Source organism: Flavobacterium sp., from assembly GCF_044369455.1.
Taxonomy (GTDB): domain Bacteria; phylum Bacteroidota; class Bacteroidia; order Flavobacteriales; family Flavobacteriaceae; genus Flavobacterium.
The window spans coordinates 107101-132377 of the sequence record NZ_JBIPLW010000009.1 but is presented as its reverse complement, the minus strand read 5'-3'; the positions used below and the strand labels follow the sequence as shown (position 1 = coordinate 132377).

The following is a 25277-nucleotide window of genomic DNA, read 5'->3' as shown; positions in this document are numbered from 1 at the left end:
CGAAGACCCTGTCACCGGTTCTGTCCATTCTGTTTTAGGGCAGTTTTGGCAAGAACGATTGAATAAAAATGTATTAGTTGCATTTCAGGCATCACAACGAGGCGGACAAATTTTTATTAACCAATTACAGAATACAGTTGAAATTGGGGGTCATGTAGAAATAATTATTGAGGGGAAACTAAAAAAATAAAACAGCCGCTAACACGAGTAACCGTTGCACAACTTCCCCCGCTGACGCGCGACTTGAGCGAAGCGACTGGCGAAGCAATCCTTTCGCGTGGTAAATGTTATAAAGTACGAACGTGACGCTTGCAACAGCATAGGAAATGGCAAAAAATGTACAACATTCACCTTTTTCTTTCGCAATAATTTTTATCTTTAACGGAAAATAAACGTTTACGAAGTTCGCAACAGTCGTGTAGCCGCGGAAACGTTATGGGCAAGTTAAAAAAACCGTTTAATAAAAACAAAAAAATGGATACATTTATTAAAAGGAGACTTTTCATCGCTTTAATCATGGCTTTATTTTCCAGCCCGACAATAGTTTTTTCTCAGGTGTTAACTAATAACACGAGTATTAGCATTACAAAAACCTGGTCTCTGCAACCTAGTGGATACACTTACCCCATAAATATATCTGTTCCTACTGGTCCAGTTCCTATTGGTGGGTTTCCTGTGTGTATATTACTTCATGGTAATGGCTCTGCAAACCTCTCTAATTTAGCGGGGCCACCAATGCTTTCTCAACAGCAATTTGGTTCCGTGCTTCCGTGTCATATACTTGTTGCTCCTACCGGTTATCAAAACAGTTGGAATATTTGTGCCGAAAACAGTGATGCTCCAGATTTGGAAATGATAAATGATCTTATAAACATTCTGCAAGGATATACCAATGTAAATCCTTATAAGTTCAGAGTTTTAGGGACTTCAAATGGTGCTGGTTTGGCAAATCGTGTTTTTATAGAAAACACTAATGATAGAATTGATATAGTTTGTGCTGTTGTATCTCATTTGAATGACTTCCAATATCATTTAGGGAATTTTTATAAACCAAGCGGTATTACTAACCCCAGTAGTTCATACTGTGGCTATGATGTTGTTTCAAACCCTTTATCTTCAAGAAAATACTTGAGTATAAGCAATATCAACGACCAATTAATTCCATACAATGGTGGCCTTTCTTTGGTAGGCGCAACATTTTTACCAGCAGAAACCGCTGCCTTCACTATAGCAACATATAAAGGATATACGGGAAGTTTATTAACCACTGGAACAACAGCAGGAAGCGGTAGTTTAGCAATTACAGCATATTCTTATTTATCTGGAGACGTGGTACATGTAAAAGGAACTGCTCAACATTCTATAAATGCTACTCAAAAAGCATTTATATCGGATTATTTTTCAGACTGCGATGCGGTTTTAGGGATTGAAGATTATGACCTTTCAAAAATTGAAATTTATCCTAACCCAGCTTCTAATGTTTTGAATATAAAAGTAGATGCAGTTTTAATAGGTAAAATTTTCTCTATATATGATAATCTAGGAAGAAACATTTTGGTCGGGAAACTAAATTCAGAAATATCCAATATCAATATTGCTGAATTAACTAAAGGTGTTTACTTTTTAATTATAGAGGGGGAATTAAATCAAGTAGTAAAAGTAGTTAAGGAATGAAACCAGCCCCCGCTGACGCGCGACTTGAGCGAAGCGACTGGCGAAGCAATCCTTTCGCGTGGTAAATGTTATAAAGTACGAACGTAACGCTTGCACTAGCAATAACAAAACACCTGACAGGTTTTTAAAACCTGTCAGGTGTGGAAACAAACTCGAAGCCCCGCTAGCGCGAGCATCTTGCTCGTGCCCGCAAAGAAATTTTGAATAATAAGAACTCTCTAATTTCCTTTTTTTCTATTTTTACAGATATTAGATAAGTCCAAAATGAGTAGAAAATACAAATTTGCTGAAAGAGAAGGCGCTTACTTTGTTTCCTTTGCAACAGTTAATTGGATAGACGTTTTTACGCGAGATAGTTATTTTTCAATAGTTACAGAATCATTAGATTATTGCAGAAAAGAAAAAGGAATGGAGATATTTGGGTATTGTATAATGCCAAGTCATGTTCATTTAATTTTTCGTTCAGCAATTGGCGACCCATCGGGTTTAATGCGCGATTTTAAAGGATTTACCTCTAGAAAATTATTGAAAATTATTGAAGAAAATCCACAAGAAAGCAGAAGAGAATGGATGTTATGGATGTTTGAAAGAGCGGGTAAAAAGAATAGTAATGTAAAACACAGACAGTTTTGGCAACAAAATAATAATCCAATTGAAATAGGGTCATTAAAAGTATTTGAACAAAAGTTAAATTACTTACATTATAATCCAGTCGAAACAGGATTTGTAACAGACCCAATTGATTGGAAATATAGTAGTGCAAGGAATTATGGAAACAATGATCAGACAATATTGGAAATTGATTTAAATTAGTTTGTGGGCACGAGCAAGATGCTCGCACTAGCTGGAGGTTTTTAGACGAACTGACATTGTGCGCCATTCTAAAACGACATAAAACAAACGATTAGACCCAAATATTTTGTAAATTTGAAAAGAATTTAAGACTGAAAAATATGTTTAACACAATTGAAATAGATAGAATTAATCTTACAATAATGGGAGTTAAGTTCTCGGACTTGAAAACCTTAGAAAGCACTGCAAACGCTTTGGGTAGTAATATGTTCGAAGGCTTTAAACCAACACCTAAGGGTATTGAAATAATTAGGGACTATGTGACAGGAAAAATATCACTAACTGAATTTGTGGCATTCGCCAAACAAAAAGCCTATGTCTAATTTCTACAAATACATAGACCCTGACTTCACCTATTCTGACCCCAACACAGGATTTTTAAGGAATTTACAAGACATTACTGATCCCGATGTATTGCTCTTTGTTGAGAGCGGTGCGGTAACAAAACGACTTCAAGAACTTTACGAACACCCTATTAAAATAAAAGGTATTGAGAACCTTTTTGAAATTCACAGGTATTTATTTCAGGACATATACGTTTGGGCAGGAAAAAAGCGGACAGTTGAAATCAGCAAAGACGGTAAACAATTCTTCCCAACTTCACACTTTGACAATGCTTTTAGATACATTGACCAGTTAATTGCCGAGTTCAAGAAAATTCCAAAAGACAACAAAAAAATGTTAGCCGAAAAATTAGCAGAAATTTTAGATAACATAAACTATTTACACCCATTTAGAGAAGGCAACGGACGAACACAAAGAGAATTTTTAAGAATGTTGGCTTTGGATAAAAGCTTGACATTAAATCTCAACCCACCAGACAACAAAAGTGTTTACGAACGATATATGAAAGGAACTATTGAAAGTGACGTGAAGACATTAACAGAGTTGATGTTTGAACTAATTGACACTAATAAAAAAAAGAAGAACGGTGCATAACAGCACATTTGCAAAATGGCGGTTTGAAGAGGTACTTGTACGTTCCGTTTTCAATATAACCTTTGTTGCAAGTCGACAGGTTGAAGTTCCAAATCCGCCAATTCGCAAATCTTCGAACCATCAAACTGTCTAAAAACCCGATAGTGGATTTACACCCGAGCGCAGCGAACTGACAAAGCAATCCCTGCCCATAAAGTTGAGCAGGCAGAGAAAAGGCATTATAAAACAGGAAGAATTAATATATATTTTATTTGATGTTTATTGTAGGCACGGATTGCAAAAACGCGCTATCGGTTTTTTATTTGCGGGTATTAAAAATATTTTCAAACATTTAAAAAAAATATAAATTTGTAAATCGGATGGTTGTTGTAAAATAAAACACATCCTATCAAAGAACTAAGAAGTAAATACTATGAAATTATTACCTTTCTCTTGGAGTTTTATTTTGATTTTATTCATAACTTCTTGCAACAGCGATGATGACAGTCCTGCTGCCGCCACTAGAGCAAATATCAGCGGATCTGTTAATTTATATAATGAATCTACAAATCTAGTGGATCTATCAAATATGACTGTAAGCGTTTTAGGAACCATGCCCCTGATTTCCGCCGTAACTGATGCCGAAGGAAAATTTGTACTTAGCAATGTTCCTTTTGGTACCTACACACTCGAATATACAAAAAACGGATACGGTACGTATAAAAAATTTGGTGTGGTACATGGAACCAATGGTCAAGCCACTGCATTAACAGCAACCCCATCGCTAGGACAAGTTTCCACCACCAATATCACCGGTATTACAGCGAGTACCTCTGCCAATCAAGTAGTGTTATCCATGAGTACCAACCCTGGAGGCAGTGCTGCTAATCGCCGCTACATTCGTTACTTTTTATCAACTAGTCAATCGGTAAGTGCTACGAACTATTCTTATTATTCTCCAGTATTTACATCACAAATTAATCCTTTTGAAAAAACAATTTTAGCAACCGAGTTGGTTAGTGCAGGATTTACCTCCGGACAACAAGTTTATGTTAGAGCTTACGGTGATTCATTTTGGGATAATGCTTACGACAGTCCTGAATTTAACAGAAGAATTTTTCCAAATTTGAATGCAAATACCGTACCTGCTGCTGCTTTTATAGTGCCTTAAAATCACCGCTGACGTGCGACTTGAGCGAAGCGACTGGCGAAGCAATCCTTTCGCGTGGTAAATGTTATAAAGTAGGAACGTGACGCTTGAACCTGTAGAGATGTTATTACTAACATTCGGTTTTTATTTTAAAAAATCTCCGTCAATAATAAGAAGCTTGACACCATTTTTGGAAACAGAACGATGTGAACTAAGTTCATCTGATACAATATAAGTTTCCCCTTTGGCTAGTTTAATTTTTTCGCCTGTACTTAATTCGCTTACAAATGCTCCTTCTAAGCAATGTACAATGTGCCCTTTTTTGCACCAGTGGTCTGCTAAATATCCTTCTGAATATTCTACAATTCTTACTCTAAGCCCATTAAATTGGATTGTTTGCCAAATTGCAATTCCTGCTTCGCCTTTGTATTCGATTTTCTCAACTGAATTCCAATCTATTGTCTGAAAGGGAATAGTACTCATCTTTTTACAGTTAATTTATGTGTCGCGTTTTTAATTTCAGTTTGATTTACCTTTGGGTTGTAAAGCTCCATAAAAATTTGTGATTTTGCAAGGAGCAGTCGTTTCCGTCCCACGTACAACTAGCATTAAGAAATTTTAACTAGATTAAAATAGTGCAAAATACCGGACACTATCTTTGTTTGCAGTTATGAGGCGGTTTTCTTTTCTCTTATCAAACCTATCGCCAATGTTAAAAGTCCCAATGTTAAAATCGCCATACCAATATATAAAATTACAATGAGTGCTGTTGGTTCATTAATTTGCTTTCCTATGGCTGCTGCAAAAAATCCTAAACTTATGGCAATAGCCGCAATGGGAAATGACAGTCGCGAAATCCATTTCCAGCTTCCTGATAATGAAGAATAGTCTGTGAAAATTTGGGCTACTAGTGCAAGAATTACCAAAACTCCAGCATGGGCATGCCCGGCACGAAACATCGATTTTTGAAAATGGGTTAACGCTAAATATTCTTGCTGACCACTCAAAATGGTAAGCAAAAAATAGCCCCCATAAATAATAGAAGGCACAGTTAAAAGGATAAAGCCGCTTGTCTTTTTTGTTTCTCTTGTCATAATACTCTATTTTTTGTTGTTTACTAATATACCGTTTTTTTACTAACTTTTATTGGTCATTTCGGCCCATTACCTTAGCCGCGATGTTAAGCCGTAATTTGCTTGAAGGCATAATACTTGAGAAAAATGCGAGTAGTTTATTTTTGAAGCCAGGTATTACATGCAGACTTCCTCTCATCATTCCATCGAAACCAACTTGGGCCACTTTTTTGGCAGACATTACACCACTCTCATAAAGCTTTGCGTCAGACATATCGGCTCTTTCCATAAATTTAGTTTTTGTTGCACCAGGCGACAGTACAGTGGCAGTAACTCTGGTGTTTTCAAATTCTTTATGAATTGCCTCTGTTAAGCTAATCACATAAGCTTTTGAAGCGCCATATACAGCAAAATAAGGATCAGGTTGAATGCCAGCTGTAGAAGCTACATTCAAAATTCTGCCTTTACCATTTTTAATCATTTGCTTAGCATAATAATAGGTTAGCTCCGTTACGCTAATGATGTTAAGCCCTAACATTTCTGAGTATTTTTCCATACTGCGTTCCGTAAAAAAGCCATAGTCGCCAAAACCGGCATTGTTTACTAAATAGTTTACCGAAAGTTCATTGGTATTTACACAGTGGTTAATGTCAACAATTCCCTCGCTGGTAGCTAAATCGGTTGCTACGCAAAAAACGATATTGTTGTACTGTTGCTCGATAGCACTTTTGATATTTTCTAATTTTTTCTCGTTTCTAGCCACAATCACTATATCCATTTTTTGTTGGGCAAATAACAGGGCTATTTCGTAACCAATTCCGCCCGATGCGCCAGTTATTATTGCTACTTCTTTCATAATTAGTCAATGAGTTTAATGGTTATTGAATTACTTTGTAGCATAAACAAACACTTGCAGTTTGAAAAACTGGATGCCGGCATTGGATGCTACGTTCAAAATTCTGCCTTTACCATTTTTAATCATTTGCTTAGCATAATAATAGGTTAGCTCCGTCAAGCTAGTGATTTTAAGCCCTAACATTTCTGAGTATTTTTCCATACTGCGTTCAGTAAAAAATCCATAGTCGCCAAAACCGGCATTGTTTACTAAATAGTTTACCGTGAGATTATTGGTAATTACAAAGTTGTTAATGTCGACAAATCCTTCGCTGGTAGCTACATCGGTTGCTACGCAAAAAACGGTAATGTTGTATTGTTGCTCGATAGCACTTTTAATTTTTTCTAATTTTCGCTTACTTTTAGCCACTATCAAAATATCGATTTTTTTTTGGGCAAATAATAGGGCTATTTCGTAACCAATTCCACCCGATGCACCGGCAATTATTGCTACCTCTTGCATGATTAGTCAATGAGTTTAATCATTATTGAATTACTTTGTTGCGTATACGAAAACTTGCAATCTGAAAAATTCGGACTTGAAAGTTTAGGTTTGTAATTATTAGAAAAACCAAATGGCTCTTTCGGATATCCAAAAAGGTTTTTGTCGAGTTTCCCATTTCCATTTAAGTCATGTGAAACAGCCACGGCATAATCTCCGTAAGGAACATCAAATTCAATAGTCACTTCATTGCTTTTTGTAGTCACTTTTGAGTTTTTCCAGTACTTGTTAAATTCCGGAAATTCGTCTCCTTCGCGATAAATTCCAACATAAAGTATCTTTCCCTTACTTTGGATATTTGAAATTTTAATTGAAAGTTTTTTGGTGTTCACAGCTTCTTGCCCATGAACTCCAAGGGCTATGATTAGCCCAAATGCGAGTGTTGCTAATTTCATGATTTGCATCTTTTGTTAATTTAAAATTATGATACAAAGATGAAAAACGGTAAAATGCTATGCATTCACATTTGTGAAGAAATAAATTATTAGGATTTAACAATCTCATTTCGCAACCTGCTAAGACTTTGAGGAGCAATACCTAAATAAGAGGCAATAAGATAATGCTTAAACTTATTTAATAAATAGGGTTCTTCTTTTAAGAGTTGCAAGTATCTTTCTTTAGCGGTTAGTGTTAATAGTGAGAACGCTCTATTATGTACATTTTGATATGCGATTTCTGACATTCTGTTATTCAATGTTGCAATTTTTAAAGAGGTTGCCATGAAGTTTTGAAGGTTTTCGTAACTAAGCATAATGACTTCAATGTCTTCAATAACTTCGATTGTAAGATGTGTTGGTGACTTGGAAAGGAAGCTGTTGTAATCGAGTAAAAAGTAATTCTCAAATTTGGAATCTTTGTCATTAAAATGAAGACTCCATGTAAACTCTTGCCCTTCGTGATTGATGAAATAAGAACGCGCCTTACCGTAAACCAAGAACGTAATATGTTTACAAATGGATTTTTCCTTAAGAACAATTTCCCCAGCTTTGAAAGACTTCTTTTCCAAGGTATTCTCAATTGATTCTATTTCCATTGAGGTCAGGTCAATGTAATGTTTTAAGAAAGTAACAAACGGATTCATTTTTCTGTTTTTTTTTATAATATTACACCGGAATTTTCAAATTTTACCATTTCGCTGTTGTAGTTAATTTGCAACTTCAGGCGCCTTAGCACGTTACCACCGATGGCTCTATTGATTATCGTGCTGGTTTCCTCCCTCTTTTCATGATGAAGTTGTCAATAAAGCTCCTGTATTTCCAATTATGATATTTGATCTAACAAGTGCTTTATTATTCATAATTGACTTTTTAAAAAGTTGTTTAAAATAACTTATAAATTCAGACTGTGAAAAATCTTCACATCCTTCCAAACAAATATATTAAAATAGTAGTAAGAAAAACGTATTATTAGTAAATCTACCCTAGTGTTACCAAATCCATTCGTGAACAAGTGTTGCAAAACACAAAAAAACTAGTTGAAATTTCTCCAAAAAAAAAGAGGATGCTAAATCCCCTTAAATTTTTCTATAATAACTCCGTTCAAGACAGGTTTCGTTGATTGACATAGGGCCTAAACGAAATCTTAGCTGTTATCAGTAAGTTGTATCATTAGTGGTTATTTATAAAATTATTAAATTCAGTTTTTGCTGTTTGGCTTTCAAAAATTGCTCCATGTCCAGCTCCAGTTATTTCAACAAATTGTCGGTCCATGCAATTTGTACAATTTAATACATCTTGCTTAAATGTTGGCCAAGAATACATTTGAATTGCCATATCATCTAATCCTTGTACAAATAATATATCCGATTTAAAGCCATTTGTAAAGTTCAATAATGACCTTTGATAATATGCATTAGAATTTGCAGCTGTAGTTCCATATACATTTCTAATATTATCGCAAACATAACTTGCAGGAGTTTGCCCATTTTCTTCTAATTGACATCTAAACACCAAATTTAAAGGCCCAGGCGCATTTGCAATTACTCCGTTGGTTTCATGCATAGTATTAAGACGAGTAACTAAATAACCGCCTTGTGAATGCCCTGCTAGAAATATTTTTTTAACCGTAATTCCTAATTCTTGATTTGCTGAGTGCTTTACCCATAGCAAAGCAGCTTCTGCTTGATTGATATTATCACCAAAAAGAATATTAAGTTGCGGATGCGCTACACTAACAATCATCATATCTTGTCGGTATAAAATATTTTTAAATTGATTGAGTGTATTTTCGGCAGCAGGTAATATATTACTATCACTTTGCACAGTGCCATGATAGGTAATCAATACATCTACTTCATTGTTAACAGGTTTATCAATAATAATATCAACATTAACATTGTTATATATAATGGACTTTGTAATTCTGTAAGCCGAATTTGTATGCTGTTCTGTCTTATTGTCCTTGTCGCAAGAGAGAAAAAACAATGACAATAATAATATCAATATTCTCATAAAACTAAATTTTTATAAATGTATGTAAATAGACTGTTCTCATCGAAAAAGGTTTAATCTTCTCTCGGACAAACTTGCCACTAATCTCATATTGTGAAAAAAGCTTCACATACTACTAACAAATATATCCAAATAGTTGTAAGAAAAACTTATTTTCTGTAAATGTAACTAGGCAACTCTTAACACTTGAGCACGAATACTATTGTATTATATTTATCAAAATGAACGAAAACATTATTTTTTTATTATTTTTGGTATGAATGGAAAAAAATTGATTGATAATACTGTATAGGTTTGAAGATTACTTGCAAAACAAATTGTGGTCATAATTATATGAAAGAAATCAGAAACGAAATTAATATTCTTCTAGAAGAATCCTATACTGTAAGGGTTAACAACCTTAAAGAAAGTATTAATTTGACCAATAAAGCGCTTAGATTGTGTATAGAACATAATATTGATGACTTAAAAGCGCGTTCATTTACCCAACTATCCCTTTACTACATGATCACAGGCAAGAATGAAGATGCCTATAAGTTGTCTCAAAAAAGTATCAAACTATATGAAAAGCTGGGTGACGAAAAAGGAATAGCCGACGCCAAGTATAATATTGCTGGGTTTTATTATAAAACAAATAACTTTCAAATGGGTGTAGTATATCTGATAGATGCACTTATTGTATATAAAAATCTTAACGACCATCATAATATTTCAAAATGCGAAAAGTCATTAGCTACTGTTTATGACTTTACTGGTGATGTACAAAAAGCCATTCAATCACTAAAAAATGCCATAAAAGCTGCCAAAAAGGTAAAAGAATTAAATCTTGAATCGAATGCTTATAATAATTTATCGGGCATTTACATCAAAAAAAATAAAATTCAAGAAGCTACAAACTATATCTTAAAATCTATTGAAATCAAACAAAAGACAAAAGATGTAAGAGGTCTTGGTTTTGCCATATATGGCAGAGGAAAGGTGTATTTTGCCCAAAAAAAATATACCGAAGCCATAGCCGATTTTAATGAAGCCATAGCCATTCATTCAGAAATGGGAGAGAAACTAGGATTGGTAATGGCTTATACCAAATTGGCTAAACTGTATTTTGAGATTAACGACATTGAAATGAGCAAAAAAAATGCTAGGGATGGATTAGAAATTACTAATACATTCAACATTTCGATGATTAAAATCAAATTACTTCACTTATTCTATACCATCTATAAAACTGAAAATAATGCAGACAAAACCCTACAATACCTTGAATATTATGTTAATGAAAAAGAAAGTGTCCTAAATGCTCAGAATATTAAAACCATAGAAAACTATGACTTCTTAGTGAAGATGAGGGCTATGCAGAAAGAAGCACAATTTCAACAAGAAAAAGCCATCATACTAGCCAAAAGTAATAAAGCAGAAGAAGCTGCTAGAGTAAGACAAGAATTTTTGTCAACCATGAGTCATGAAATACGAACACCTTTAAATGCTATTACCACTATAGCTACTCTCTTAAACGAAACTACTAAACCTGAAGACAACGTATTATTGGATTCATTAAAATTTTCGTCTAATCATTTGATGCAAATTGTCAATAACATTTTAGATTATACCAAGCTCGATTTGGGCAAAATGAGTTTGGATTTGAAATTATCTAATTTGAAATCACTGTTAGAAAATTTTTGGAACGCCAACAATTTTCAAGCAAAGGAAAAAGGAATTAAATTCAAACTAAAAATTGACAAAGAGCTTCATGATTACTATTATTATGATGAAACAAAAATGTCTCAAATTTTAGGAAACTTAGTCAACAATTCGCTCAAATTTACTGATGTCGGTTCGATAAAGTTAGAAGTAAAGGTTATGAATCAATCGTATAACTATGACACCCTGTTATTCAAAGTCTCAGATACTGGTATTGGAATTGAAAAAGAGAATATAGATAAAGTTTTTGAAAGCTTTTCGCAAGTCAAAACAGGCATCACCCGAAAAAAAGACGGAACAGGTTTGGGTTTGTCCATTACCAAAAAACTGATTGAACTTTATGGAAGCACAATTAATATTCAAAGTAAACCTGAAAGTGGATCACTATTTTTCTTTGAATTGAAATTGAAGAAATCTAAAAATACCGAAGAAAATAAACAAGTAAATTTTGAAAATAATATAATTGGCGTCAAAGTGCTGCTTGTAGAGGACAATGCTATCAATGCCATGATTGCTTTAAAGCTTCTCTCAAAATGGGGCATTATTACGGATCATGCCAAAGACGGTCTTGAAGCTACCAATAAATCACAACATACTAAATATGATTATATCCTAATGGACATTCACATGCCTGTTCTTGACGGATACCAAGCTGCCAAAAACATTAGAACATTACCTAATCTAAACCAAGAAACACCTATATTTGGTCTTACGGCTGATATTGCTGCAAAAGAAAACGAAGAATATAATTTACACTTTAATGATTTTTTGATGAAACCCTTGGAGATTGAAAAATTAAAAGTTGCATTAAGTTCTCTTTAATATTCTAGTCAAGCATTTTGTTGTACTAATTAAACTCTAATTTACCCGAGTTGCACAAAGTCTCCTAACTGATAAGCCATAAAAAAGTAAAGAAGTCTTTGAGGAGCATTCGGCATCAGGATGTTTTACTTATCCAAAACTTCCAAAAGCACTTCGCTTTCCGTTGCATTAGGCATGGTGATTTTTAGTTTCTGTGCCAGTGTTGGTGCTATTTGTGTGATTACTTTTTTGTCGTGGGTTTCGCCTTTTTTGATATTCCAACCATAGAAAATAAGCGGTACATGGGTATCATAACTATAGGTAGTTCCGTGAGATGTTCCTGTTTCCCCATATTCAATAAAACCGGGTTTGTCTAGAATAACCAAATCGCCATTTTGGGTAACATCATACCCTTTGGCAATAAAATTCAAATAGTAATCGTTGCCTGAATTGGCTAGAATTTCTTCTTCGGTATAGACTCTTTTCACATAGTTTTGCGTCATTAAAAAATCTTTGAACGACTGCTTTACTTTGGCTAACTCCAACCCTTTTGTCTTACTATTTTCTTTGTTGAAATACAAGTTGAAACTACTGTAATTGAGTATCAAATCTTCGCCAAACGTCTCGGTAGAGAATTTCTTTAATGAAGCTCTAATTTCCTTGGGTTCAATAGTAGTTACTTCATATTTATTATCTTTTAAATATTTGACATTCTCTGCACCGGCATGATCGGCAGTTAGGAACACCAAATAATTGCCTTTGCCCACGGTTTTGTCCAAATAGTTTAGAAAATCAGCAATGGTATTATCCAAACGCAAATACGTGTCTTGTAGCTCCATAGAACGTGGACCAAGGATGTGGCCAACATAATCAGGAGAAGAAAAACTTATCGCTAAAAAGTCGGTAATATCGTCTTTTCCTAGTTGTTCTTTTTCGATGGCTAGTCTGGCAAAATCGTTTACATAATCATTTCCAAAAGGGGTTACTCGCAAAACTCCCGCATCGTTTTTATTATACATAACTTTTAAGTCATAGGGAAAAACGGGTTTGTCTACTTTGTACAACTTACTTTCATAGGGATTGTCATCGGGCATACTTTCGTCGTAGGTGCTAGCTGGTTTTAATAAATTCCAACCTTGGTTGATGTATTTCATATAGCTTTTTTGAGCATTAAATTCGGTTACCCAATTTGGTAATGACTCACCATAAAACGTACTCGAAATAAAACTGCCTGTTTTGCTATACCAAAAAGCCCAATTGGCAAAATGCCTAGCAGGAAGTATAGCGTCGCCATCCTTAAGTTGAATTGAAATTTACTCCTTGGAGTCATTTTCAATTCGCAAGGTGGTATTCTTTTCAACTTTTACTTTTGTGGTGTCTAAATGGTAGCGTGTAATTGGAGAATGATTACCGCCTTCTAATGGGCACTTCCATATTGTTATAGGCTTGACAGACGTGTTAGTGACTGTTGCTGAAAACTTTCCATGGGTATTATTTCCCACTAGGAATGATTCTTTCGGTTTAATATTCGTTGTAGAATTGGGTGTTCGCAATGGTATACAAGAGTTTAAAAATAGGCTTACTAATACTTCTAACAATGAAATTCTTTTTGCAAAATTTAGTTTTAATATTGTATAACACATATATTTAAAAAAAATAATCTAACTCATTGTTTTTCTGATAGCTAAATAAATTACCATTGCATCAAATTTGTAACTTTCTCCAATAGTGGGAATTGAAAAAAATTATTATTCCGGAGTAAGGAAACGGAGTAAGAAAAAATAAAATAAACTATTAAAAACCCTCATAAACGATTATATTTGATAGGGATCAAGGGATTTAATTAATTTCTTAACCTGAGGTCGATAAATACACGTGACTTGTTTTATACCTTCATCTTTGTACGCCCAATCATAAATTTAAAATTATTTGTAGGGAAATGCCTAAAACAATAAAGTGATGCAACTACAAGCGAAATCACCATCGATTTTTGAAGAAAAATATAACTTTGAAAAGTGCGAATTTCTGTAGTATAATATTTTCAGTCAAAAAACCGTGTTCCTCATTTGTATCTCATCATGTTGCAGCCAATATATATAACATCCCACTTTATGTATCGAAAAGTAATCGGTAGCTTGTTCAAAAGACTGATCTAACTTTTACCTATCTATTTGTGACTAATGCGTAAGATGCACTTTCAAAAAAAATTTTTGTAATTGTTGATATACATAAAGAAGTACTCCGATACTAAATTTGAAAATAGTTTTTATATGTATATTTAATTTTATGACTACATGTTATTCGCTATAAATTTATTATCGGTAATTTAATTTTGTAGAACGCATATTATATCTAATTATTTTTTTTGACTGTCATCCATAGTACTATTTTTTTTTGATATTCGTAACGTAACGTCATCCTCTTTCTTTAAATCAATATTAGGAAATTAATCAAACTTATAACCAAAACCACTGGTGAGAATATAATCCAAGTCAGCGCCAATGACCGCTGGCTGATTATCATAATTAAAGGTGAAATCCGTTTTAATATAAAAATCCCATGGCAAATCGTATTTAATGGTAAAATTATAATCAGTACGAACTCTTCCTTTTTCAGACAGACTAGTATAAAATTTAAAACCGGTATTAAAATCGAAATCTTCGAAGTCTTACATAATAAAATTGAAACCAAGAAAGGCTTCTGTTGAAGTTTTATTTAAAGAGTTGTCCTCATAATTCTCAATGTTGTACGTTGCTCCGCAATTTATACCAAGGTTAAGCTTATTCGTGCTTTTTATGAATCTGCCTAAACCTAAACTGGGGCTGATCCTTCCTTATAGTGCCTGCTCGGTGTTTGATAGAAAGGAAACATCGGTTAACAAATACCATTTTTTTTGGTAGTAGCCTTTTGGTCTCTAAAATTGCATTTGTCCGCTTAACATCCTTCACATTGTCTTGAGAAGAATTTAGCACGTCAATATTGCTTTTGATTTGCCATTTTTCACTAACAAATTTTAAATTTCCTGAAAAGGTAAACTGAGCATTTTCATTAGCTCTTGTGAAATTATAACCTAAATCCAAACTGCCGGTGAATCGTTTCCAAAATAACTCGTTGACCTCAACTAATGCAATCAATTCGTTCAATTGGAATTGTTTAGAACTACCGTCTTCTAAAATAATTGTCAATTTACCAGAATTTTCCGAACGGAGATTTCAGTAAAAGCGCCTGTCATTAGTTAAGGTAATTATGCATTTGTGGCTAATGCTAAGTGCCTTTACCTTATTAAATTCAACTCTAAAATCTTTGTCACTATAAGAAGTTTTTATAGTTAAAATACCAGCCGATAATGATTTGATTTCGCCTACAAGAGTATCATTGTTCTTTAGTCGAATCGTGTCATTTTGACCGAAGCTATGGAATGGAAGTATAATATAAAAAAAAAAAATTAAATAACATTATATCTATTAATTTTCTAATTAAATTTTGACCACAGAAACGATTAGTTATTCGGGTATTTATTTATTCTGTCTACTAAACCCCCAACAAATCCAACAATAAGCGTTGTGCTTGACTCTCCTGCATTTAATCCCTTTTTATAATTCGGACCAGAATTTAATTTAGTTCCAAACTGGTGTTCGAAAGAAGGTGTTATGCCTATGGTTTGCGCAAAAAAATTAGTTAAAAAAAAGAATGTGATAATTATTAGTATTCTCGATGTATTGCATCCATTAAAAGCCAAATTTATTTTTTTTCAAGACTTTGCATCATTTCCTTAACATAAACTTCCGCCGTTTTATGGGCTTCTTTAGGATCTTTAATACTTGTTGTAACTACCGCTACAAGTTGATTATTTTCTGCTTCATCTAAATTGTACACTACAGTTTCTAAAACATAATTTGTAGTTGTGTTGGTAGAACTGGACATAGGAATATAAACGCCAAATGAATCGTAATAAGAACCATAGGCATACGGATAAGAAAAATAATTGTAAAAACCACCATAATATCCAGGATAATAGTTGTCATAAGTGGCTCCAACATAAATACCATTAAAAGATTTTGTGGTGGTTTGATCTTTCTGCTTTATTACTGTTAAAACTACAGCGGTAAACCCTTCACTAGCCATTAAACTTTTTATGAATGCGATACGTTCTTCTGACATTTCCTTTTTTGGATCTATTTTTGGCGCCTTCATATAGCTTTCGGTTGCTTTTATTCCCTTACTTCGCAATTCATTTGCTATAGCAAGCTCAAATGCAGAACGTGCATAATCATTGGCGGTTCTAGCGATGACTAAAACTTTTTTGGATTTAAATTTAGTAACGATATCATCTTCCGCTTTCCATGCATTTAAGACTTTAGTACTTGAACAATTTTGCAATGTAAATGCAAAAACTACAATTAACACAGTAAAATTTTTTAGTTTCATTTTTGATTTCTTTATTTCTAATTTATTATTGATTCCTGTTTTTCGATAGATTTTAAAATGCCTCTTCTATTCCAAAATAAATACCAGCTCCATCTTTACCAATACCTATATCCATTCTAAGATTAACGTTTTCTTTCTTATTAAAAAGATATCGCAATCCACCGCCAAAACTATATTTTAAATATTTGATACCCAAATCTGTAATTTCAGTTGCTACATCACCCAATCCCGCAAAAGCAACAAAACCAATTTTTTTGGTAAGGTATTGTCGGTATTCCGATTGCAGCAGTACATAATTATTGGCCCTGTAACGTCCTTCAAAATAACCACGCATCCGTGACTGACCTCCCAACGCTGGCAACTTGTAAAAGGGCGCATTAGCACTAACACCGCTAAAATAGAAGTTGGTGGCCACTACCTGATTTTTAAATATTTTTTTATAGTATCGTACGTCCATCACTAAAGAAGTAAACACAAAATCACTAGGTTCTGGATAAACAATAAACTTTATACATTGGTAGTGCCCAGAACTTGGGTAAAATATATTATCTCTTCTATCCCACACAAGGTTAAATCCCATGCCAAATAAATTCCCCCCATTAAATCCTATCACTTCCTCATTATTCAAGTATTCATTCTCTTGTGCATCTAAGATATCCGTTTTATTATACTCTAGAATAAATCCGGTCCTGTCTGCAAAAAAAAGTAAAGGAGGTACTTGTAACTCAATCTGTGCTTTAAAATCCTCTCTGAAATATGTTTCCGTACCGGTATCGCTCGTTCGATTTCCGACTCCCCAAAACTTATCTTCTGTATATCCAAAACTTAATGGCGCTTGTATAACAATTTTATTTTCTTTGAAATAAATACTATTATTCAATGTAAATTTATACTGTTTATTGGTTGTATAATGTGCTCCAAAACCCACTTTTGATGGTCGCAATTTTTCATTTTTCTTTGTGTAAAATAATAAGATTCCACCACCACCAAATGCAGCTTGCGTCTCTGGAGTATAAAACACATACGGATAACCGTTAAAAGTGATCTTCTTTATAGCTATGGTATCCGTAGAGCTCATCAATATTGAATCTAAAGCTACACTTGTTGGCTGTCCAAAAGACTGTTGCACAAGAAGGCATCCAAAGAAAACTTTGTATAATTTATCGTTCAAAATTGCTGATTTGCGGTGAATGCTTTATTTGAAATTAATATCATAACCATTGATCTGATCCATTATAAACCTTGAAAACCACTCAAATTTGTCATGCAACGTAACACTTGAACCTGAGTTATTCGAAGTAAATATAGCAACATGAATCGAAATACTGTGCTTTTCAAACTAAGTCATTTTAATTTTATTTAATTAATCAAACTACTATTTACAAAAGTACGCCAAGCTATCATCTACCTCTACCTCCTCCGCTTAACGAAGAACCAGAAGGTCTAGCTGCAGGTCGGCTTGTCGGCCTTGGCGCTGGACTATAACTTGGTGTACTCGGACTTGTTGCCGGGCGTGTATTAGGCGAATAGTTTGGCCTCGTTGCAGGCCTAGTAACACCAGTTTCAGGGCGTGTTGCAGGCACATTTGTTGCAGGCCTGGTGACACCAATTTCAGGACGTGTTGAAGGTCTGCTTCCATTTGAAGGTCTTGTTGCTGGCCTAGTTGTTGGCCTAGTTGATGGCCTATCAAAATGACTTACACCTGGTCTTCCGTTATAACTAGGTCGCGAGGGTCTGCCGTAATACCCACCGTGATAATAAGGCGGTCTGTAATACGGAGGTCCCCAATAATGGTAGCCATGACCCCAATAAGAATGCCCATACCAATAATAAGGAGATCCATAACCAAAACCAAAACTCCAACCATAATAAGGATTATAAATTACTGCATAACCATAGGAATAGTGGTGGTGATAATAAAACCCGCCATACCATGGATTATAATAAAATCCGGTTCCATAAACGATTGTCGGCCCGTAAACATAGGTACCGTAATAACCAGGCGTGTAGCCCACATAAACAACTGTTGGCGAGGTTTCATAAATATAAACGTACTTCGTATTATATTGGGGATTAGTGGCCGGAATTTTATCAACGTCATTTGGACGCACATCGGCTACTTGCCAAGGACCATTTGGCGTATTTGATTTGAACCAAATGGCATTATCACACAAAAAATAAGTACTATTGTCTTTAAATACAGCGCTTTCTGTATTGACTGCATATTGTAATTTTAAACCTTCAACGTCCTTAAATTCAGGATTTCCATTGTACACTACTTCAGTTGCCTTAGTATCCCTTTTAACGGCTGCCGTTTGTGGAATTTGAGCATCATAAACGGCATCTTTAGCTTCTTTTGTTCCAGAAACATTACTTAATACATTTGCCTTTTTACTGTCGCTTGGGATGTTTTTAAAATCCTCCGGAAGTGCTGCAGAAGCTACATAAGTCCAGTCGCCTTTTATGTCTTTTGTTGTGAACCAACGACCCGAAAGTAACACATAATAGGTCTGAGATAGCACATCCATAAAAATATTGCTTTCTGTATTTTCAACAAAAAGCAGGTTGGTTTTTTGAATCGGGCTGTACTTAGGCTCCCCATCAAAAACAATTAATTCTGATGGTTCTTTAACCATTATTATTTTTGGTGCAGCTCCAGTATAATCTTCGGTTTCGCCTTCATCGTCTTGCTTTTCTGGTGCTGCTTTTTTTGAAATACTTTTAACTTTAGAGGGTACTTTTTTTACTGTTTCCCAAGGTCCGACTGCGGTTTGTGATTGGTACCAAAATTCACCACCTTTTAAATAAAAATTATTCTTTTTAACATCCTTAATAATAAAAGCACCGGTATTTTCAACTAATTCATATCCCTTTTCTGCCGATTTCAATTTAGGTTCACCATCAATTAAAATAAGCGCTGTTGGCTCATTCGCATAAATAATTTTTGGGGGAGTATTATTCAATTCAGATGTGGTTACGCTCACTTCTTTCAAACTTGCTATTAAATCATCTAAGGAAAACTCAATATTCCATTTAGGAATTTCGGTATTAATTAAATTTTGAAATTGGGATCTCTGCTCGTCTTTAACTTCATCAGGAAACCGTATTTCATCAATGTTCACCGAAGCCAAAGAAGCCTGCCTACTTGTTCTGTCAACATCAAGAATAGCCGTAGTCCACAACATGCCGAAAACGGGTTCCTCTCCTTGCTTTTTAACACCAAGCGCTAAACTTGAGGTTAATTTGTTATCTATATATGAGGTGTTTTCAGGTTGATATAATGTGATGGTATATTCACCTGCAATAATATCTTTTGGCCAATCTTGCGCCTGTTGCTCTTGTGCTACTAATCCCATTGGGATCAAAACAAAAGTTAATAAAAAAATAATACGTTTCATTCTTAAAGTATTTCAATATTAGTAGTTCCTTTTTTTTCTACATATTCCCTTGTTAATTTTTTAATTCGAATGGGTAAATTAGTTTCCAATCATTTTTCATATCAATTACGGTCCAACCTTTTTTGGTTGCTTCATCTAAGCCCTTGTCCAATTTGCCGATATGAGAATTTCTGTCATAAGCCCATTCCCTGATGGAATCGGTATGATGTAAATACAATTGAAAAGAAATGTAATTGTTTGAATCGGTCCATTGTAACATTTGCAAATCGCCATCAGAATTACCCGAAGCGAACACTGGTTTTTTACCAATAATTTTTTCAATATTCAATGGCTTTCCTTCTTTATCATCAATAAAATCAATGGATGGCAATCTTTTTATCACCGGATTTCCATTGTTATAATCGAATTCGGTTTTGATGCGACTTCCTATAATTTGTTCTTTTGGAATGCCATAAATTTCGGGAATAAAAGCACGCATAAAATCGACTCCGCCACCCGAAACGACATAGGTTTTAAATTCGTTTGCTCGCAAATACTGGAGTAATTCAAGCATAGGTTGGTACACCAATTGATCGTACCTTACTTTTTTTGTAGGATGCAATGCTGTTTTTACCCAAGATTGAACATCTGCTTCAAATTCTTCAGTTGTGTTGCCTGAATGTGTTGCCATTACTAATTGAAGCAAACCAAGTTCGCCCTGTTTTCCCAATTCATTCATGTCATTTTCCAAAACCGCCTTAAATGGCTGCTTGCTTTTCCATTCTGGATGCTTTGATGCCATCGCTTTAACTCTGTCTATTGCGAAAAATAATTGAAAATAAGCTGGCTGTTCCGACCATAAGTTCCCATCATTGTCAAAAGTAGCAATACGATCTCCTACTGGGATGAAATTAGCACTTTCGGAATTGGTTACGTCTTGCACGTAGGCCGTGATATTTTTTTTACTTTCTACATCATTCCAAGATGGTAACGGGTCAACGTCGCTTTGAGTAGCTGCTGCAACTGCTTTTTTAGTATCACTATTGTCTTTACAAGCAACCAATGAAAATAAAACGAATAAAATAAATACTGATTTTTTCATAATTTTTGTTTTAAAAAAAGAATGGCAACCTTTGGCTGCCATTCTTCAAATATTTAATAAATAGCTACTATTTAATAGTTATTTAATTTTACAATTTAATGGTTTTTAGATGTCATTTGTTCAATTTGCTTTTCTACTTTACTCAAACTCCAATCACCAGCGGTTTGACTCGGTGGATAATCTTTAAAAGTGGAAAGGAAATTAAATGCATAACCTTGAATAGCAATTAAAATATAAGCTCTGTCTATATACCAATCATAATAGGTATTAGAACCTTCATATGCTTTCTCAAAAGGATCACGACGAAGATTTGTTAATAGCGGTGCTCTCAATTCAACAAAAGGTTCCAACCATATTTGCAATTGTTTTGCTCTATTTTCTAAAAAAGTAGCTTTCCAATCACCATAACGCAATGCGGCAATTGACCCAGCATCATTGACATAAATAAATCCTTCTCTTGGAGATTCTTTTGCTTTACCCGTAAGGTAATCTAATTGATTATAACCATCTATATGATTTTTATAAGTTCTTCCATTGATTGTTGTTCCTTTAAGTAACCGTTCTTTTACCGTAGTGTCGCCAGCAATAGCCGCAAACGTTGGCAACCAATCTTCATGAGAAACAATCCCATTTAACGTTACATTTTTTGGAAAATGACCTGGCCATTTTATAAAAGCAGGTACTCGGTAAGCCCCTTCCCAGTTCGAATTTTTTTCACCGTGAAATGGAGTCGTACCAGCATCTGGCCAAGTATTATAATGAGGTCCGTTATCTGTAGAATACATTACAACTGTATTATCAGCAATGCCTAACTCGTCTAAAAGGTCCAATAACTGACCTACATGCATATCGTGCTCAATCATACCATCAGTATATTCATCATTACCAGGATGACGTCTATCTGCTTTGACATGGGTTCTAAAATGCATCCGTGTACCGTTCCACCAAGTAAAAAATGGTTTTCCATCTGCTACTTGCTTTTTAATAAACGCTTTAGTTGCGGCAATACTTTCGTCATCAATAGTTTCCATTCGTTTTTTTGTCAATAGTCCTGTATCTTCAATACGTTGCCCACCTTTACCGTCAGCATAACTGTGAATTACACCTCGTGGCCCATACTTTTCAGCGAAAGTTTTACCATCTTTTAATTTCAAGTTTGTAGGATAGTCAAAATTTTCAGGTTCTTCTTCCGCGTTTAAATGGTATAAATTTCCAAAAAACTCGTCAAAACCGTGCATTGTCGGAAGATGGACATCACGATCTCCTTGATGATTTTTACCAAATTGTCCAGTCATATACCCTTGTCCTTTTAGCACCGTTGCCATAGTAACATCTGATTGTTGCCAACCTTCCGAAGCACCTGGCATTCCAACTTTGGTCATCCCTGAACGCACAGGAACGGAGCCACCAATAAAAGCAGCGCGACCCGCGGTACACGATTGTTGTGCATAATAATCAGTGAAACCTACTCCTTCATCAGCAATCCTATCAATATTTGGTGTTTTATACCCCATCATACCACGGTTGTTATGGCTGATATTCCAAGTACCAATATCGTCACCCCAAATCACTAAAATGTTTGGTTTTTTTGTTTTTTGTGCATGAGAGGACACAAAACATGCAACTAAAAGTAATGTGAAAACTGTTTTTTTCATAGTTTAATTATTTATAATGGATTAATTGATAAAAGCTAGTGAAGAGATTATAGTAAAGTATCTTTAAATTTAAATTCTAAAAAATTATCCAATAGTCTACAACATTAATTCTTTTTTGAGTAATTTTAAATGAATTTCATTAATCAAGAACTTATTACAAATTACGCACATACTTAAATAAAAAAAAATATCATTTGATAGGTCTTTACTTAGATTTCTTTATTCTATGTATTGTAAGCGGAGTAACTCCTAAAAAACCTGCAATGTGTTTGTCGAATGTAGATTCTAAGTATTTGGGATTCCATTTAATCAAATCTAAATAGCGTTCCTTTGGGGTCATTGCAACAAACGAATTGATGCGATGCGAAAATACTAAAATGGTATCTTTCAGAAAACCAAGGTAGAACTTCATAAGTTCATCATTTTTATAACAAAGTTGTTCCAATTCACCAACGTCGAACTTAAGATAATGAACCTCGCCAATCGCTTCAATATCTAACATTTGTAATTGGTCACTAAAGACTAAAGCTTCACCAAAAATATGCCCTTCGGATCTGATGTGGTTTGTTATTTCCTTTCCTTCTTTGCTAATTTGATAGGCTCTAGCAGATCCTATTAAAATTAATAACAAAGTTTTATCAGACCTTCCACTTTTAAAAATAATTTCTTTGTTTTTTGCTTTACCATAAGTGCTTATAGCTAAAAAAACATCAATTCCTTTAGGTTCAAAATTAGGAAAATATAATGTTACTAATTCTTTGATATGTACTTCCGAGAGCCTCATCAATTATTTTTTTAATGTTTATAAATTAAGCGTTATGAGAAAAGCAATTGCATACTACTTTAAAAATTGTAATTCATTGCAATTTTGAGAGCTACAACCGCTCAAAAAGGTAATTGACTATAACTTCATTTAAATTGACAACATAGATATAAAAAAAAACTACAAATATCAAATTTTAAATGTTATTGTTATATTCGTTTGCATAAACCGATATTAATAGACCAAGTGTTGTATTCTTGCTTAAAATCATAATTTATTGAAGGAAAAAGACCCCAATTTTGTCCGAGATCAAATTCGTATTCTACACCAGAACGAATAATGAACAAATTCTTATTTTTTTCAAATTCTATACCTGGTCCTAAAAGAACTCCCCATCGAGGTGCAATTTCATACCCAACCAAAGCAGCCGTTACAAGTGCATTTTCTCTATCTAAATCTTGACGATTATACCTAACCAAATAATTTCCTAATTCTAAATCTAAGGCAAAACCAAAGCTCCATTTTTCGTTTAATTGATACATATAATCAAGGCCAATGGTCGGAACATAAATATCTTTTTTTGATTGCCCTTCTTCAAAAGCGGATGGAATATGAGTGTATCCGAAAACAAAGGCTATCTTATGCTTCTTACCCTCCGCTTCTGCTTCTGTTTCTTGAGCATAAATGGCATTTGAGAGAAAAAAAACAATTAAAATTGCACCAATAATTTTTTTCATGAGACTTGATTTTTAATAAAAAAATATTACTTAATTGCATCTCTTACACATCTAAAACCAAGATGCTCCATGGATGTGTCGGGTGTATTTCGCATTCTTCTGGCATTCCTATATCCGGAGCACCAATTGTCATGGCATAAAAAAGAACCTCCTCTTATAGATTTATTTTTTACGAAATTATTATATACTTCAAAACCTTCACTTGGACCTTTTGGATTTATGGTGATTTTTCCAGTTTGATCTAATTCATAATAATATTTTGCGCTGTACCAATCGTTAGTCCACTCCCATACATTTCCTGCAATATCATATAGTCCATAACCATTAGGAGGAAACGATTTTATTGGTGCTAAATATTCAAACCCGTCCTCTTTTGTATTGCGATAGGGAAAATCACCTTGTAGAAAATTGGCATAAAAAACACCTGTATTTATTTTTTTATTACCCCATGGATACATTTTGTTAGCCGATTTACCACGCATAGCATATTCATATTCAGCTTCGGTTGGCAAACGTTTTCCAGCCCATTTTGCATAAGCAACGGCATCAAACCAACTTACATGTACAACAGGATAATTGTCTAAGCCCTTAATAGAACTTCCTGGCCCTTTTGGATGCCGCCAGTTAGCTCCTTTTACAAAGGACCACCAATTTTCTATGTTATCTTTTGTTGCATTTTTATCTGCATAATGAAATACTAATGACCCTGGCAAAAGATCTTCCGCAGCAGGTTTTGGTGTTCCGTCTGGCACTTGCTTTTTTAGCTCTTCCCAATTTATGGGCTGTTCTGCAACTGTAATATAACCAGTAGCATCGACAAACTTTTTAAACTGGGCGTTGGTCACTTCGTGTTCGTCCATCCAAAAATCACTTATTTTAACTTTGTGTTTTGGTAGTTCATCTCCTTGCGGCAATGCTGTTTTAGGCATCCCTTCAAAACCAGAAGGCAAGTCTCCTCCCATGTCAAAAATACCACCGGAAATTCTTATCATACCTTCATAATCTTTTGCTAATTCAATGTTTGTGGCAAGAGATTTATTTGAAACAATTGCTGAGACTCTGCTAACTGAACTACAACAGGGAACATCTTTACTTTTTAATGACTGTTTGGTGTCTTTTTCGTTATTTTTACAAGCAATGGCAATACATAATGCAAAGGCATAAATAATAATTAGTTTTGTTTTTTTCATATTTAATTTT

24 protein-coding genes and 1 pseudogene are annotated in these 25277 nt (G+C 34.3%); 7 read left to right on the top strand and 18 right to left on the bottom strand.

Annotated features, from left to right (window positions below):
- The 6 genes from ACIQ2L_RS10165 to ACIQ2L_RS10140 form a co-directional block, all read left to right on the top strand.
- A partial coding sequence (locus ACIQ2L_RS10165) for a PhzF family phenazine biosynthesis protein (protein ID WP_396158390.1) occupies positions 1-190 on the top strand: 190 nt, incomplete at its 5' end.
- Between the two features lie 284 nt (positions 191-474).
- Positions 475-1674: a T9SS type A sorting domain-containing protein gene (locus ACIQ2L_RS10160; protein WP_396158388.1), complete on the top strand. Its 1200-nt coding sequence runs from the start codon at positions 475-477 to the stop codon at positions 1672-1674.
- Positions 1675-1938: 264 nt separating this feature from the next.
- Positions 1939-2487: an REP-associated tyrosine transposase gene (locus tag ACIQ2L_RS10155; protein WP_396158386.1), complete on the top strand. Its 549-nt coding sequence runs from the start codon at positions 1939-1941 to the stop codon at positions 2485-2487.
- Between the two features lie 140 nt (positions 2488-2627).
- Entirely contained in the window at positions 2628-2849 is a 222-nt protein-coding gene (locus tag ACIQ2L_RS10150) for an antitoxin VbhA family protein (protein ID WP_396158384.1), read from the top strand.
- Complete coding sequence (locus tag ACIQ2L_RS10145; RefSeq protein ID WP_396158382.1) at positions 2842-3465, top strand: Fic/DOC family protein; 624 nt, start codon at positions 2842-2844, stop codon at positions 3463-3465. Before ACIQ2L_RS10150 ends, ACIQ2L_RS10145 begins: the two co-directional genes overlap by 8 nt.
- A 412-nt stretch (positions 3466-3877) precedes the next feature.
- Positions 3878-4615 carry a carboxypeptidase regulatory-like domain-containing protein gene (locus tag ACIQ2L_RS10140; RefSeq protein ID WP_396158380.1) on the top strand — a complete coding sequence of 246 codons (738 nt, stop codon included), beginning with the start codon at positions 3878-3880 and terminating at the stop codon, positions 4613-4615.
- A gap of 123 nt (positions 4616-4738) precedes the next feature.
- Here the strand turns inward: ACIQ2L_RS10140 and ACIQ2L_RS10135 are convergent, their stop codons facing one another.
- The 7 genes from ACIQ2L_RS10135 to ACIQ2L_RS10105 form a co-directional block, all read right to left on the bottom strand.
- Entirely contained in the window at positions 4739-5077 is a 339-nt protein-coding gene (locus ACIQ2L_RS10135; RefSeq protein ID WP_396158378.1) for a DHCW motif cupin fold protein, read from the bottom strand.
- Positions 5078-5262: 185 nt separating this feature from the next.
- Entirely contained in the window at positions 5263-5688 is a 426-nt protein-coding gene (locus ACIQ2L_RS10130; RefSeq protein WP_396158376.1) for a hypothetical protein, read from the bottom strand.
- A gap of 49 nt (positions 5689-5737) precedes the next feature.
- Positions 5738-6523, bottom strand: coding sequence for an SDR family NAD(P)-dependent oxidoreductase (locus tag ACIQ2L_RS10125; protein ID WP_396158374.1), 786 nt, complete (start codon positions 6521-6523; stop codon positions 5738-5740).
- Between the two features lie 30 nt (positions 6524-6553).
- The gene (locus ACIQ2L_RS10120; RefSeq protein WP_396158373.1) at positions 6554-7024 is read right to left on the bottom strand and encodes an SDR family NAD(P)-dependent oxidoreductase; all 471 of its coding nucleotides are present in this window, start codon (positions 7022-7024) and stop codon (positions 6554-6556) included.
- 2 nt (positions 7025-7026) lie between these two features.
- Positions 7027-7458, bottom strand: coding sequence for a DUF2141 domain-containing protein (locus tag ACIQ2L_RS10115; RefSeq protein WP_396158371.1), 432 nt, complete (start codon positions 7456-7458; stop codon positions 7027-7029).
- A gap of 89 nt (positions 7459-7547) precedes the next feature.
- The gene (locus ACIQ2L_RS10110; protein WP_396158369.1) at positions 7548-8144 is read right to left on the bottom strand and encodes a Crp/Fnr family transcriptional regulator; all 597 of its coding nucleotides are present in this window, start codon (positions 8142-8144) and stop codon (positions 7548-7550) included.
- Between the two features lie 526 nt (positions 8145-8670).
- Entirely contained in the window at positions 8671-9513 is an 843-nt protein-coding gene (locus ACIQ2L_RS10105) for an alpha/beta hydrolase family protein (protein WP_396158367.1), read from the bottom strand.
- Between the two features lie 333 nt (positions 9514-9846).
- On the opposite strand from ACIQ2L_RS10105, the gene ACIQ2L_RS10100 reads away from it, so the two are divergent.
- Positions 9847-12036 (top strand): ATP-binding protein, encoded by a 2190-nt coding sequence (locus ACIQ2L_RS10100; RefSeq protein WP_396158365.1) that lies wholly within the window; start codon positions 9847-9849, stop codon positions 12034-12036.
- 125 nt (positions 12037-12161) lie between these two features.
- On the opposite strand, the pseudogene ACIQ2L_RS10095 reads toward ACIQ2L_RS10100, so the two are convergent.
- The 11 genes and pseudogenes from ACIQ2L_RS10095 to ACIQ2L_RS10045 all read right to left on the bottom strand — a co-directional run.
- A pseudogene (locus tag ACIQ2L_RS10095) lies at positions 12162-13328 on the bottom strand (alkaline phosphatase family protein); the annotation flags it as partial.
- Positions 13329-13517 (bottom strand): hypothetical protein, encoded by a 189-nt coding sequence (locus tag ACIQ2L_RS10090; protein ID WP_396158363.1) that lies wholly within the window; start codon positions 13515-13517, stop codon positions 13329-13331.
- Between the two features lie 1278 nt (positions 13518-14795).
- Positions 14796-15200, bottom strand: coding sequence for a hypothetical protein (locus tag ACIQ2L_RS10085; protein ID WP_396158361.1), 405 nt, complete (start codon positions 15198-15200; stop codon positions 14796-14798).
- Between the two features lie 556 nt (positions 15201-15756).
- On the bottom strand, positions 15757-16443 hold the full coding sequence (locus tag ACIQ2L_RS10080; protein WP_396158359.1) for a hypothetical protein: 687 nt from the start codon (positions 16441-16443) through the stop codon (positions 15757-15759).
- A 52-nt stretch (positions 16444-16495) separates the two neighbouring features.
- Positions 16496-17614, bottom strand: coding sequence for a BamA/TamA family outer membrane protein (locus ACIQ2L_RS10075; RefSeq protein ID WP_396158357.1), 1119 nt, complete (start codon positions 17612-17614; stop codon positions 16496-16498).
- 229 nt (positions 17615-17843) lie between these two features.
- Complete coding sequence (locus ACIQ2L_RS10070; protein WP_396158355.1) at positions 17844-19841, bottom strand: hypothetical protein; 1998 nt, start codon at positions 19839-19841, stop codon at positions 17844-17846.
- A 52-nt stretch (positions 19842-19893) separates the two neighbouring features.
- Positions 19894-20922, bottom strand: a complete 1029-nt coding sequence (locus ACIQ2L_RS10065) for an HAD family hydrolase (RefSeq protein WP_396158353.1) — start codon at positions 20920-20922, stop codon at positions 19894-19896.
- A 95-nt stretch (positions 20923-21017) separates the two neighbouring features.
- Positions 21018-22577, bottom strand: a complete 1560-nt coding sequence (locus ACIQ2L_RS10060; RefSeq protein WP_396158351.1) for an arylsulfatase — start codon at positions 22575-22577, stop codon at positions 21018-21020.
- 205 nt (positions 22578-22782) lie between these two features.
- Positions 22783-23361 (bottom strand): Crp/Fnr family transcriptional regulator, encoded by a 579-nt coding sequence (locus ACIQ2L_RS10055; RefSeq protein ID WP_396158349.1) that lies wholly within the window; start codon positions 23359-23361, stop codon positions 22783-22785.
- A gap of 188 nt (positions 23362-23549) precedes the next feature.
- Positions 23550-24077: a hypothetical protein gene (locus tag ACIQ2L_RS10050; protein WP_396158347.1), complete on the bottom strand. Its 528-nt coding sequence runs from the start codon at positions 24075-24077 to the stop codon at positions 23550-23552.
- A 26-nt stretch (positions 24078-24103) separates the two neighbouring features.
- On the bottom strand, positions 24104-25267 hold the full coding sequence (locus ACIQ2L_RS10045; RefSeq protein WP_396158345.1) for a formylglycine-generating enzyme family protein: 1164 nt from the start codon (positions 25265-25267) through the stop codon (positions 24104-24106).
- Between the last annotated feature and the right edge of the window lie 10 nt (positions 25268-25277).